The sequence below is a fragment of the Sphingosinicella humi genome, assembly GCF_003129465.1.
GTDB classification, from domain to species: domain Bacteria; phylum Pseudomonadota; class Alphaproteobacteria; order Sphingomonadales; family Sphingomonadaceae; genus Allosphingosinicella; species Allosphingosinicella humi.
This window is the reverse complement of record NZ_QFFF01000001.1, coordinates 2150198-2163436: the sequence shown is the minus strand read 5'-3', so window position 1 is coordinate 2163436 and position 13239 is coordinate 2150198. Positions and strand designations below refer to the sequence as shown.

10 protein-coding genes are annotated in these 13239 nt (G+C 66.9%); 7 read left to right on the top strand and 3 right to left on the bottom strand.

The genetic code is table 11. The features are described 5' to 3' along the window. The first annotated feature begins 35 nt into the window (after nucleotides 1-35). The 7 genes from cpaB to DF286_RS10685 all read left to right on the top strand — a co-directional run bounded on the left by cpaB (nucleotide 36) and on the right by DF286_RS10685 (nucleotide 6921). Complete coding sequence (gene cpaB / locus DF286_RS10715; RefSeq protein ID WP_109271421.1) at nucleotides 36-1040, top strand: Flp pilus assembly protein CpaB; 1005 nt, start codon at nucleotides 36-38, stop codon at nucleotides 1038-1040. Next, nucleotides 1041-2612, top strand: coding sequence for a type II and III secretion system protein family protein (locus tag DF286_RS10710; RefSeq protein ID WP_109271420.1), 1572 nt, complete (start codon nucleotides 1041-1043; stop codon nucleotides 2610-2612). Between the two features lie 32 nt (nucleotides 2613-2644). Continuing rightward, nucleotides 2645-3301 carry a CpaD family pilus assembly protein gene (locus tag DF286_RS10705; protein ID WP_243444799.1) on the top strand — a complete coding sequence of 219 codons (657 nt, stop codon included), beginning with the start codon at nucleotides 2645-2647 and terminating at the stop codon, nucleotides 3299-3301. Further along, nucleotides 3298-4575, top strand: coding sequence for a P-loop NTPase family protein (locus DF286_RS10700; RefSeq protein WP_109271418.1), 1278 nt, complete (start codon nucleotides 3298-3300; stop codon nucleotides 4573-4575). The genes DF286_RS10705 and DF286_RS10700 overlap by 4 nt, the downstream gene beginning before the upstream one ends. Before the next feature lie 58 nt (nucleotides 4576-4633). Next, nucleotides 4634-5602, top strand: coding sequence for a type II secretion system F family protein (locus DF286_RS10695; RefSeq protein WP_109271417.1), 969 nt, complete (start codon nucleotides 4634-4636; stop codon nucleotides 5600-5602). Between the two features lie 13 nt (nucleotides 5603-5615). After that, nucleotides 5616-6614 (top strand): type II secretion system F family protein, encoded by a 999-nt coding sequence (locus tag DF286_RS10690; RefSeq protein WP_170303956.1) that lies wholly within the window; start codon nucleotides 5616-5618, stop codon nucleotides 6612-6614. Between the two features lie 70 nt (nucleotides 6615-6684). Next, entirely contained in the window at nucleotides 6685-6921 is a 237-nt protein-coding gene (locus tag DF286_RS10685) for a hypothetical protein (RefSeq protein WP_109271416.1), read from the top strand. Nucleotides 6922-7033: 112 nt separating this feature from the next. On the opposite strand, the gene ppdK is transcribed toward DF286_RS10685, so the two are convergent. The 3 genes from ppdK to DF286_RS10670 form a co-directional block, all read right to left on the bottom strand. Continuing rightward, nucleotides 7034-9712 carry a pyruvate, phosphate dikinase gene (ppdK, locus tag DF286_RS10680; RefSeq protein WP_243444798.1) on the bottom strand — a complete coding sequence of 893 codons (2679 nt, stop codon included), beginning with the start codon at nucleotides 9710-9712 and terminating at the stop codon, nucleotides 7034-7036. 72 nt (nucleotides 9713-9784) lie between these two features. After that, complete coding sequence (glyS, locus tag DF286_RS10675) at nucleotides 9785-12079, bottom strand: glycine--tRNA ligase subunit beta (protein WP_109271414.1); 2295 nt, start codon at nucleotides 12077-12079, stop codon at nucleotides 9785-9787. Between the two features lie 186 nt (nucleotides 12080-12265). Next, nucleotides 12266-13135: a glycine--tRNA ligase subunit alpha gene (locus DF286_RS10670; RefSeq protein ID WP_109271413.1), complete on the bottom strand. Its 870-nt coding sequence runs from the start codon at nucleotides 13133-13135 to the stop codon at nucleotides 12266-12268. Between the last annotated feature and the right edge of the window lie 104 nt (nucleotides 13136-13239).

The window sequence follows — 13239 nt, the reverse complement described above, 5'->3', positions numbered from 1 at the left end:
GGTTCGACCAAGCCCTGCAGGAGGCGACAGGCGTCATGGATGTGAGAAAAATCGTGCTGCTCGTGGGCGCGCTCGTAGTCGCCGCGGTGACCGCGGTGATGGCCAAGAACATGTTCAGCGGCGCCGGCGCGCCCGTCGCAGCCGCGACGCCCGTCGTCCCGGTCGGACCCGAGGTCCTGGTCGCGACCCGCGCCCTGCCGGTCGGCACCATCATCGATGCCGAAGCGCTTCGCTATCAGCCGTGGCCCGAAGGCCTCGTCCAGAACGCCTATTACATCAAGGGCAAGGAAGGCGGCGTGAATCCCGCCGACCTGCTCGGCACGGTCGTGCGCCACGAGATTACCGCCGGCCAGCCGATCAGCCAGGGCTCGCTCATCAAGCCGGGCGACCGCGGCTTCCTGGCGGCAGCTCTGGGCCCGGGCATGCGGGCGATCACCGTCTCCGTCTCCAACACCAGCGGCGTCGCCGGCTTCATCTTCCCGGGCGACCGCGTCGACCTGGTCCTGACCCACGAAGTCACCGGCGAAGGCGACTCGCTCAAGGTTTCCGAAACCATCCTGCGCAACGTGCGTGTGCTCGCGACCGACCAGCGCATGAATTCCGTCGACGAGGAAGGCAAGCCCGTCGTCAAGACGGCGTCGACCGTCACCCTCGAAGTAACCCCCAGGATCGCCGAGAAGATCGCGGTCGCGCAGACCATCGGCCAGCTGTCGCTGTCGCTGCGCTCGCTCGCCGACAGCACGGCCGAACTCGAGCGGGCCATCGCGGCCGGCGACATCGACGTGCCGGAGACCGCCGATCCCGAGGCGGAGCGCCAGATGCTGGTCGATATCGCTGCCCGGCCGCTCGACAAGAATACGACGTTCACCGTCGGCGCCGATGTCTCTCGCTTCGAGCGGAGCAGCGTCCCCGCCCAACAGGCCGCGGCTCCCGCGGCAGGCGCGCCGGCCGCCCAGCCCGCCGCCGCCGTTCCCACGGGTCCGGTGGTTAGGGTCGCGCGCGGCAATGCCGTCACCGTCATTCCCGTTGGAGCCAAGTAAATGACCAACAGCATCAGCATCAAGCGCGCGGCGCTCGGCACCTGTATGGCCGCCCTGCTCGCCGCCGGCATGGCCTCGGCCGTCGCCACCCCCGCGCTTGCCCAGTCGCAGGCGGTGCGAGCGACCGACGATGTGACGCTCTCGGTCGGCACTGGCCAGCTGGTGACCCTCGATGGCACCATGTCCGACGTATTCGTCGCCAATGAGGCGATCGCCGACGTGCAGGTTCGCTCCGCCGAGCAAATCTACATCTTCGGCAAGGGTCCCGGCCAGACCACCGTCTTCGCCACCAACCGCACCGGCAAGGTGATCTACTCGGCCGACGTCCGGGTCGGCACCAACATCGCGTCCATAGGCGAGATGCTGGCGCTGACCATGCCGAACGCGGACATCACGGCGACGCCGATGAACGGCATGGTCGTGCTGACCGGCACGGTCGCCGCGCCCGAAGACGTCGCCGAAGCCGACCGCCTCGTCCAGACCTTCGTCGGCGAGGGCACCCAGGTCATCAGTCGCCTCAAGACGGCGACCCCGCTGCAAGTGATGCTGAAGGTCCAGATCGCCGAGGTCAGTCGCTCGCTCCTGCGCGACATCGGCGTCAACCTGCTCACGCGCGACAAGAGCGGTGGTTTCCTGTTCGGCATCGGCCGGGGCAACCCCGGCACCATCACCGACCGGGTCAATCCCGATATCATCGACCCCCGCACGGGTGCGCCGCTGGTAATCGGGACGGATTTCACCTTCAACAACAATCCCAATGCGACGACCCTGGGTTTTGCCGGCAGCCTGCTCGGCCTCGACGTCCTGTCGACGCTCGATCTCAATGAGAATAGCGGCCTCGTCACCATGCTCGCCGAGCCGACGCTGACGGCGCTTTCGGGGGAAACCGCCAGCTTCCTCGCCGGCGGCGAATTCCCGATCGCGACGACGAGCGGCCTCAACGGCACTCAGGTCGAGTTCAAGGAATATGGCGTCAGCCTGGCCTTCACGCCCACGGTGCTCGACGGCGGCCGCATCTCGATGCGGGTCAGGCCCGAAGTGTCCGAGCTCACCAGCGAGGGGTCGATCCGCCTCAACGGCATCGAGATCCCGGGTCTTTCCACCCGCCGGGCCGAAACGACCGTGGAGCTCGGATCCGGGCAGAGCTTCATGATTGGCGGCCTGCTGCAGAACAACGGCAGCAATTCCGTCGAGAAGGCGCCCTTCCTTGGCGACATTCCGATCCTCGGCGCGCTCTTCCGCTCGCAAGGCTTCCGCCGCAACGAGACGGAGCTGGTGATCGTGATAACGCCCTATCTCGTGAAGCCCGTGAACGCGAACCAGATCGCTCTCCCCACCGACGGCTTCCGCACCAGCAACGATACGCAGCGCGTCTTCGTCGATCAGCGCGAGGACAGCCACAGCGGTGAGCAGCGGCCCATGCCCCGCGTCGCGGCGCCCCAGACCGTCTCGCCCGGCATCGGTGGGCTGGGCCAGTCGGTGCCGTTGCCGGCGCCGGGCCAGTCCGCACCGCCGGCGGTGGCCGCATCCCAGGCGCCCGCTCCCGCGGCCAAACCCGGATTCAGCTTCTGATGGCCGCCCGAGCGCGAAAGGAAAGCACGATCATGCGACGCTTCAAACTGTCCGCAGCCCTGATCACGGTCGGCCTCGGCGCCGCCGGGTGCGGCCCCGTCACCAACGGCCTGACGCCGATCAGCAACCCCAGTCTCAACTCGGTCAATCAGCCGGTCGTGCACCGCACCGACTATGTGCTCGACCTCAGCACGAGCGGCAACGGCGTCCCGGCGGCCGAGCAGGACCGGCTCGCGGGCTGGCTGGATTCGCTCCAGCTCGGCTATGGCGACCGCGTGTTCATCGACCAGGCCGGCTACGGCGATCCGGCCAGCCGTGCCGACGTCGCCGCCGTTGTAGGCCGCTACGGCCTGCTCCTCAGCGAGGGTGCGCCGATCACGGCCGGCGCCGTTCAAGCCGGATCGGTCCGGGTGGTGGTCAGCCGCATGACCGCCTCCGTCCCCGGTTGCCCGATCTGGGAGGATGAGATCGTGGGTGCGCCGGAGCGCACTTCGACCAACTATGGATGCGCCACCAACTCCAATCTGGCCGCGATGGTCGCCAATCCCTCCGACCTGGTGCGCGGCCAGGCCGGCAGTGTCGAAGGCGACCCTGCGACGACCAACAAGGCGATCGATGCGTACCGGAGGCGCCTGCCCACCGGATACAGCGGCGAGGTTCGGGCTGAATCGACAGGTGAGAAGAAATGAACGCACCTTTTCATAGCATGCGCGGGGCTTCGCTGCGCGATCCGTTCACCGCCTTCGTTTGCGACGAGGAGACGGCGGAGATGCTCCGGCCGATCGCCGTCGAACATGGCTGGGCGCCCGAGAAGGTCAACAAGGGGGGGCTGCGCAACGCCGTCCAGTCGCTGTCGGTCTCGGCCAGTCCGAACATCCTGTTCGTCGATCTGAGCGAGTCGGGAGACCCGCTGAACGACATCAACGCGCTGGCCGAGGTCTGCGAGCCCGGCACGGTGGTGATCGCCGCCGGGCAGGTCAACGATGTCCGCCTCTACCGCGACCTCGTCGCGAGCGGCATCCAGGATTATCTGCTGAAGCCGTTCAACCCCGATCAGGTGCGCGACGCCTTCGCCAACGCGCAGATGACCATCTCCGGTCCGCGGACCAACGAGCCGACCATGGAGCGACCGCATATCGTCGCCGCCGTGATCGGCGTGCGCGGCGGCGTGGGCGCCTCCACCATCGCGTCCTCGGTCGCCTGGCTGATGGGCGACAAGGCCGGCCGCTCGACGGCGCTGCTCGACCTCGACGTGCATTTCGGCACGGGGGCGCTGTCGCTTGATCTCGAGCCCGGCCGAGGCCTTACCGACGCGATCGAGAATCCGAGCCGCATCGACGGCCTGTTTATCGAGCGTGCGATGGTGCGGGCGAACGACAAGCTTTCGGTGCTGTCGGCCGAGGCCCCGATCAACCAGCCCATGCTGACCGACGGCTCCGCCTTCTTCCAGCTTCAGGAGGAGATGCGGAACGCCTTCGAAACGACGGTGCTCGATCTGCCGCGACAGATGCTGGTGCAGCATCCACACCTCGTCAACGACGCCCATGTCTGCGTCGTCGTCGTCGAGTTCACCCTCGCCGCCACGCGCGATGCCATCCGCATCCTGTCCTGGCTGAAGGCGAACGCGCCGCAGGCGCGGGTGCTGGTCGTCGCCAACAAGGTGTCGGGGGCCAATCTCCAGGAAATCAGCCGCAAGGATTTCGAGAAGTCGATCGAACGCAAGGTCGATGTCGTGGTGCCGCTCGATCTCAAAGCGGCGGCCAAGGCCGCCAAGCTCGGCCAGCCGCTCGCCAAGGCGGCCGCCGGCGCCAAGATCGGCCAGCCGTTCGGCCAGTTGCTGACGATGACCGTCTCGACGGTCGATGACAGGGGCGAAGCGGCCGAGGCCAGCGGCTCGCTGATCGGCAAGCTTGGCAACCTCAAGGCGCTGATAGCCAAGAAACCCGCCGGCGCGGCGGCATGAACGTCGCGGCTCCACTTGAAGGGGAGCCGCTCGACAAAAGAGTGAGGGGCGAGACACGATGTTCCCGATGGTGATGATGGCGGCAGGGCTTCTCGGCGTGCTGGCGCTCCTCTACGTCGCCTTCGCCGGCCCTTCGCCAGCCAAGGCCCAGCTGCGCCGCCTCGAAAGCGTCCGCGAGCGTCACAGCAAGTCGTCCGAGGTCGCCGCCCAGGCCCAGCTGAAGAGGATCCAGTCGGGGCGCCCGACCAAGATGGATGGGCTGGCCCAGCGCTTCATTCCGAACCCGGCCCTGCTCCGCAAGCGGATCGAGCAGACCGGCAAGCCGTGGTCGATCGGTCAATATCTCGTCGCCTCGGTCGCCCTGGCCGTCGTCGTCGCCCTGCTGCTGATGCTGAGGGGCGCGCCGCTCTTCCTCGCCATTTTCGTCGGGCTGTTCGCCGGCGTCGGCTTGCCGCATTTCGCCATCGGCATTCTCATCAAGCGCCGCGTGGCCCAGTTCACCGCGCGCTTTCCTGACGCCATCGAGCTGATGGTCCGCGGCCTTCGCTCGGGCCTTCCCATCTCCGAGACGCTGGGCATCGTGGCGAGCGAGGTTCCGGGGCCGGTCTCGGTCGAGTTCCAGGCGGTCACCGACAAGATGAAGATCGGCCGCACCATGGAGGCGGCGCTTCAGGAGACGGCAGACCGGCTCGGCACGCCCGAATTCCAGTTCTTCGTCATCACGCTCGCCATCCAGCGCGAAACCGGCGGCAATCTCGCCGAAACGCTCGCCAACCTCGCCGATGTGCTGAGAAAGCGCGCGCAGATGAAGCTGAAGATCAAGGCGATGTCGTCGGAGTCCAAGGCTTCGGCCTACATCATCGGCGCCCTGCCCTTCATCGTCTTCGGCCTCATCTACTTCATCAATCCCAGCTATATGGGCGACTTCTTCGTCGACGATCGGCTCATGATCGCCGGCGGCGGCGGGCTCATCTGGATGAGCATCGGCGCCATGATCATGGCCAAGATGATCAACTTCGAGATCTGAGGGGAGACGGATCATGACACCTCCCCAGAGCGGTCCCACCATCATGGGCGTGGACGTGACGATGGTCGCAACGGTCATGGCGGCCGTTGCCACCTTCTCCGTGCTCATCGCCATCTACGCCGCCACCACGGTTCGCGACCCGATGGCGAAGCGCGTCAAGGCGCTGAACGAGCGCCGCGAGCAGCTGAAGGCCGGCATCGTCGCCTCGACCTCCAAGCGCCGCAAGAAGATCACCAACAAGAACGAGGCGGCGGACCGGGTCCGCACCCTGCTCGGCTCCCTCAAGATGCTGCAGGACGAGCAGGTAGAGAAGGCCCAGATCAAGCTCATGCAGGCGGGCATCCGCTCCAAGGATCTCGCCTTCGTCCTCATCTTCGCCCGCTTCGTCATGCCCGTCGTGCTCGGCACCATCGCCATCGTCGGCGTCTATCTGCTCGACTGGTTCCCGGACTGGGGCGCGCTCAAGAAATATGGCGCCGTCGCCGGCACCTTGATCGGCAGCTACAAGGCGCCGGACATCTGGCTGAAGAACAAGATCGACAAGCGCACCGCGGCGATCCGCAAGGGCCTTCCCGACGCGCTCGACCTGCTCGTCATCTGCGCCGAGGCCGGCCTCACCGTCGACGCCGCCTTCAACCGGGTCGCCAAGGAGCTCGGCCGCGCCTATCCCGAGCTCGGCGACGAGTTCGCGCTCACCTCGATCGAGCTCGGCTTCCTCACCGACCGCCGCTCGGCCTTCGAGAATCTCGCCATGCGCATCGACCTGGAATCGATCCGCGGCGTGGTCACGACCATGATCCAGACCGAGAAATACGGCACCCCGCTGGCCAGCGCGCTGCGCGTCCTTTCCGCCGAGTTCCGCAACGAGCGGATGATGCGGGCCGAGGAAAAGGCGGCGCGACTCCCGGCGATCATGACGGTGCCGCTGATCCTGTTCATCCTTCCGGTGCTGTTCATCGTCATCCTCGGGCCCGCCGCCTGCGCCATCTCCGACAATCTGATGAAGGGCTGATACGGGGGCGGAACAAGCGTCCGCCCTCGGGGATTATCGTCACAAGCCCTTGTTGTGACGGAGATTCGAGATGGCGTTCACCCTGGACCAGTGGGTCATTCTGCTGCTCGTCTTCCTGCTCGGCCTGTTCCTTGGCGGAGCGATGTTCGCCAGCCCCAAATGGAAGCGGCGCCACCGCGACGAGGTCCGGCGGCGCGAGGAGCTGGAGCGCGAGCACGCCCAATTCCGCAAGGAAGCCCAGGAGCGCGACATGCTCCGCGACGCCGCCATGCGACACCCGATCGACCGGGATCGCGGCCCACTCTGAGGTGTCGTCATCCCGGCGGACGCCGGGACCGCTCTTTCCGGTGAGGCGCCGATGCCGTCGCCATTCCGACGACAATGGTGTTCTTGGGTCCCGGCCTTCGCCGGAATGACGGTTAGCCCTTGCGCAGCGCGGCCTGCGCCGCCGCGAGGCGGGCGATGGGGACGCGGTAGGGAGAGGCGCTGACGTAATCGAGGCCGGTCTTCTCGCAGAAGGCGATCGACGTGGGATCGCCGCCATGCTCGCCGCAAATGCCCAGCTTCAGGCCCGGCACGGTCGCCCTCCCCCGCTCGGCCGCCAGCGCGATCAGCTCCCCTACCCCCTCCTCGTCGATGCTGACGAAGGGGTCGCGGGCGTAGATGCCCTTTTCGACATATTCGGTGAGGAAGCGGCCGGCATCGTCGCGGCTGACCCCCAGGGTGGTTTGCGTGAAGTCGTTGGTGCCGAAGCTGAAGAACTCGGCCTCCTCGGCGATGCTCCCGGCCCGGAGCGCGGCGCGGGGCAGCTCGATCATGGTGCCGACGAGATAATCGACGGATCGGCCCTGCTCCTCGAACACCGCTTTCGCGGTGCGGTCGATCAGCTGGCGGATGATGGCGAGCTCCGCCTTGGTGCCGACCAAGGGGACCATCACTTCGGGGATCGGCGCCTCGCCGCTGTCCTTCGCCACGGCGACGGCGGCCTCGAAGATGGCGCGGGCCTGCATCTCGTAGATTTCGGGATAGGTGATGCCGAGGCGGCAGCCGCGATGGCCGAGCATCGGGTTGAACTCGTGCAGCTCCGACACGCGCTGCTTCAACCCCTCCGCCGTCTCGCCGACCGCCCTCGCGACCTCGGCGAACTCCTCTTCGCTGTGCGGCAGGAACTCGTGGAGCGGCGGATCGAGTAGGCGGATGGTGACGGGCAGGCCCGCCATGACGCGGAAGATCTCGGTGAAGTCGTCGCGCTGGGCCGGGAGCAGCTTGGCGAGGGCGGCGCGCCGGCCGGCCTCCTTGTCGGCGAGGATCATCCGGCGGACGTTGGTGATCCGCTCCGCATCGAAGAACATATGCTCGGTGCGGCAGAGGCCGATGCCCTCGGCGCCGAACTCGCGCGCGGTGCGGCAGTCCGCCGGAGTCTCGGCATTGGCGCGGACCTTGAGGCGGCGGGCGCGGTCGGCCCATTCCATCAGGATGCCGAAATCGCCGACCAGCTCCGGCTGGACGGTCGCCACTTCGCCCAGCATCACCTCGCCGGTGGCGCCGTCGATGGTGATGACATCGCCCTCGGCGATCTCCTGGCCGGCGACGCGCATCCGCTTCGCCTTATAGTCGATCGAAAGGCCGCCGGCGCCGCTGACGCAGGGCCGGCCCATGCCGCGGGCGACAACCGCGGCGTGGCTGGTCATGCCGCCGCGCGCGGTCAATATGCCCTTGGCGGCGTGCATGCCGTGAATGTCCTCGGGGCTGGTCTCGATCCGGACGAGGATCACGCTTTCGTCGTGCCCCGCCATCCGCTCGGCCGTGTCGGCATCGAAGACCGCCTTGCCGGACGCGGCGCCGGGCGAGGCCGGAAGCCCCTTGGCGATGACCTTGCGTTCCGCCTGGGGATCGAGGGTCGGATGGAGAAGCTGGTCGAGCGCCGCCGGATCGACGCGAAGCACCGCCTCCTCTTCCGAGATCAGCCCTTCGCGCGCCATGTCGACGGCGATCTTGAGCGCCGCCTTGGCGGTGCGCTTGCCGCTGCGCGTCTGCAGCATCCACAGCTTGCCGCGCTCGACGGTGAACTCGATGTCCTGCATCTCGCGATAATGGTTTTCGAGCGTGTCGAAGACGCGGGCGAGCTCGGCATAGACGTCCGGCAGCGCCTCCTCCATTGACGGCGCCTTGGCCGCGGCCCGCTCGCGCGCCCCCTTGGTCAGATATTGCGGCGTGCGGATGCCGGCGACGACATCCTCGCCCTGGGCGTTGATCAGATATTCGCCGTAATAAGCGCGCTCGCCGGTCGAGGGATCGCGGGTGAAGGCGACGCCGGTGGCCGAGGTGTCGCCCATATTGCCGAACACCATCGCCTGCACGTTGACCGCCGTGCCCCAATCGCCGGGGATCGAGTTGAGCCGCCGGTAGACGCGGGCCCGCTCCGACTGCCAGGAGCCGAACACGGCGCCGATCGCGCCCCAGAGCTGTTCGTGCACGTCCTGCGGAAAGGGCTTCTCCCAAAGCTCCTCGACCAGCTCCTTGTAGCGGCTCACCAGCGCCTGCCAGTCGCCGGCCTCCAGCTCGGTGTCGAGATGGACGCCCTTGTCCTCCTTGGCGATCTCCAGCGCTTCCTCGAAGGCGCCGTGCTCGAGGCCGAGGACGACGTCGGCATACATCTGGATGAAGCGGCGATAGCTATCCCAGGCGAAGCGCGGATCGCCCGAGGTGGCGGCGAGGCCCTCCACCGTCTCGTCGTTGAGGCCGAGGTTCAGCACCGTGTCCATCATGCCGGGCATCGAGACGCGCGCGCCCGAGCGGACCGAGACGAGCAGCGGATCGGCGGCATCGCCAAAGCGCTTGCCGGTCACCTTCTCGATATGCGCCACGCCGTCCGCCACTTCCTGGCGCAGGCTGTCGGGAAAGCGCTCCCCTTCCGCATAATAACGCGCGCACATTTCGGTGGAGATGGTGAAGCCCGGCGGGACCGGGAGTCCGATCGAGGCCATCTCGGCCAGGTTGGCGCCCTTGCCGCCGAGAAGGTTCTTGTCGCCCGCCTTCCCGTCGGAGACGCCGCCCCCGAAGCGGTAGACATAGCGGACGGCCGGATCAGAGTTCACCAAATTCATGCGCCCCACCAATGGTCAAAGGGAAGACTTACACGAAATTCCGAACATCTCCGGGAGCGTGGCTCAGCCCTCGATCTTCGAGAAATCCGCGACCTGATGCACCGCCGCCCGCATGCGGGCGAGCAGATTGAGGCGGGCGGTGCGCTTGTCCTGGTCCGGATCATTGACGGTCACCTTGTCGAAAAACGCGTCCACCGGCGCGCGAAGACTGGCGAGCGCCGCCATGGCCCCCTCGAAATCCTCCGCCTCCACCGCCGCCCGGGCACGAGGCTCGGCCGCCTCAAGCGCGGCGATCAAGGCAGCTTCCTCATTTTCAGGCGTATAGGGAAGGGAATTCTGCCCCCCCTCGTCATCCCGGCGAACGCCGGGACCCAAGACCTCCGAGCTGGAAATGCTGGCGCCTGCCGGGCCGCCCAACTGCTCTTGGCTCCCGCCTTCCGCCGGGATGACGCCGTTGCCCCACGCCTCCTTTTTGAGGATGTTGGCGGCCCGCTTGTAGCCGGCGAGGAGATCGGTGCCTTCGGACGTTTCGACAAAGGCCTGCAGCGCCTTCACCCGCGCCAGCAGCCGGACGAGATCGTCCTCTCCACCAAGGGCGAAGACGGCGTCGATCAGATCGTGGCGAACGCCGGCTTCGCGCTGCTGGACCTTGAGGCGATCGGCGAAGAAGTCATGAAGCTCCTCCCACCAGTCCGTTCGGGCTGAGCCTGTCGAAGCCCTGCTTTCGTCTTCCCGACCGAAGTAGGATTGCCCTTCGACAAGCTCAGGGCGAACGGTAGCGAGGGGAAAGCGGAGACCGTTTTCCACGATCAGGCGAATGACGCCGAGAGCGGAGCGCCGTAGTGCAAAAGGATCGCGAGATCCCGTCGGCTGCTGGTCGATGGCGAAGAAGGCGCCGAGACTATCCAGCTTGTCCGCCAAACTCACCGCCACCGTCACCGGCGCGGTGGGCACCTCGTCGCCCTGGCCTACCGGCTTGTAATGGTCGCGGATGGCGTCGGCGATGGCGTCGCCATGGCCCTGTGCGCGGGCGAGATAGCCGCCGATGAGACCCTGAAGCTCGGGGAACTCGCCGACCATGCCGGTGACGAGATCGGCCTTGGCGAGGCGAGCGGCGGTTTCGGCCATCTGGGCAAGATCGCCCACCTCGTTCGTCCCGAGCGTAGTCGAGGGACGCTCGTGAGGAGTCTGTGCCGGCGCCCCTCGACTTCGCTCGGGACGAACGGAGTCCTGCGCGCCGACTATGCCTTCCTCGACCAGCCACCGCGCCAGCTTCGCCACGCGCTCGACCTTGTCGGCGACGGTGCCGAGCTTTTCGTGGAAGACGATCTGGTCGAGCTTCTTCGCCTGCTCCTCCAAGGGGACCTTGAGGTCCTGCTCCCAGAAGAACTTTGCGTCGGAGAGGCGGGCGGCGAGGACCTTTTCGTTGCCGGCGACAATGGCCCGGCCGCCGTCGGACGCCTCGATATTGGCGACGCACACGAAGTTGGGGGCAAGGCGTCCCTCCCCATCCGTCAGCGCGAAATATTTCTGGTTGGTGCGCATGGTGAGCTGGATCACCTCGCGCGGAACGTCGAGGAAGGCCGGGTCGAAGGCGCCGAGCAGCGGCACCGGCCATTCGGTGAGGCCGGCATTTTCGTGGATCAGGCCTTCATCCTCGACCAGCGCCAAGCCGGCAGCGGCGGCGGCCCGGGCGGCGCCCTCCGCGATGATGCGGCGGCGTTCGGCCGGATCGATGATGACGTGGCAGGCGCGCAGCTTCTCGGCATAATCGTGGGCGCTGCCGATCGTGATGATGCCGGGATGGTGGAAGCGGTGGCCGACGGTCGCAGCGCCCGACCTGACGCCGGCGACCTCGAACTCCACGACATCCTCGCCGAGGATGGCGACGATGCCCTGCAGCGGGCGGACCCAGCGCAGGCTCTCGGTCGACTGCGAAGCGGCGCCCCAGCGCATCGACTTGGGCCACGGGAAGGCGCGGATGATCTGCGGGATTGCTTCGGCGAGGACGTCGGCGGTCTTGCGGCCGGGCTTGTCGATTATCGCGAAGAGAACGCCGTCGCGCTCGACGAGCTGCTCGCGGGTGAGGCCGGTCTTTCTGAGGAACCCTTCGAGCGCCTGCGGCGGGGCGCTGGCGCGGGGCCCCTTGATCTCCTCGCTCACCGCTTCGGTTTCGGCAGGGAGGCCGCGGGCGATGAGGGCGAGGCGGCGGGGGGTGGCGTAGGTTTCGATGGCCTCGGCCTTGAGGCCGGCGGCGGTCAGCTGCTCGGAGAACAGGCGGGCGAGATCGGCCGACGCCTTCGCCTGCATGCGGGCGGGGATTTCTTCTGAGAGGAGCTCGAGGAGGAAACCTGACATCCTAAAATCCACTGCCCGCGCGACGCGCGGAATACGCTATGGGTTCGCGCAGAGACGCGGAGACGCAGAGAGGCTGAGCAAGTGCCCATTCCGAACCTTTTTCTCTGCTGTTGAACGAAAAGGCGCTTCGCGCCGGGACAGGCATTGGCTTCCTCTGCGTCTCTGCGTCTCTGCGCGAACAAATTCTCACGCCGCCCATCCGTTCTTTTCCATCCAGGCGGTGGCGACGCTTTTCGTCAGATCGCGCACCCGGCCGATATAGGCCTGCCGTTCGGCGACGGAGATGACGCCCCGCGCCTGCAGCGTGTTGAAGATGTGGCTGGCCTTGATCGCCTGGTCGTAGGCGGGAAGCGGGAGCTTCGCCTCGACGCAGTTGCGGCATTCCTCGGCCGCCTCCTTGAACCAGCGGAACAGCGTCTCGGAGTTCGCGACCTCGAAATTATAGGCGCTGAACTGCTGCTCGTTGGCGAGGAACACGTCGCCATAGGTGACGCCTTCGTCGTTGAAGGCGAGATCGTAGACGCTGTCGACGCCCTGGATGTACATGGCGAGGCGTTCGAGCCCGTAGGTAAGTTCGCCCGACACGGGCTTGCAGTCGTAGCCGCCGACCTGCTGGAAATAGGTGAACTGCGTCACCTCCATGCCGTCGCACCAGACTTCCCAGCCGAGGCCCCAGGCGCCGAGCGTGGGCGATTCCCAGTCGTCCTCGACGAAGCGGATGTCGTGCAGCAGCGGGTCGATGCCGATGGCGGCGAGTGAGCCGAGGTAAAGCTGCTGAAGGTCCGGCGGGCTCGGCTTCAGGATCACCTGATATTGGTAATAAGCGCCGAGGCGATTGGGGTTCTCGCCGTAGCGGCCGTCGGTCGGCCGGCGGCTCGGCTGGACATAGGCGGCCTTCCACGGGTCGGGGCCGAGGGCGCGCAAGGTGGTGGCGGGATGGAAGGTGCCGGCGCCCATCTCGACGTCATAGGGCTGCAGGATGACGCAGCCCCGGTCGCTCCAATAATCGTGGAGGGTCAGGATGAGCTTCTGGAAACTTAACGGTTTCGTGCCCAAATCGGACGGCCTTCGCAGATGCAACAATGGCGCCGCTTTGGCGCATGGGCGGAATACGGTCAAGCAAGCTGGGGTTAAGGCCGCCGCGCCATGATAAGAACGAA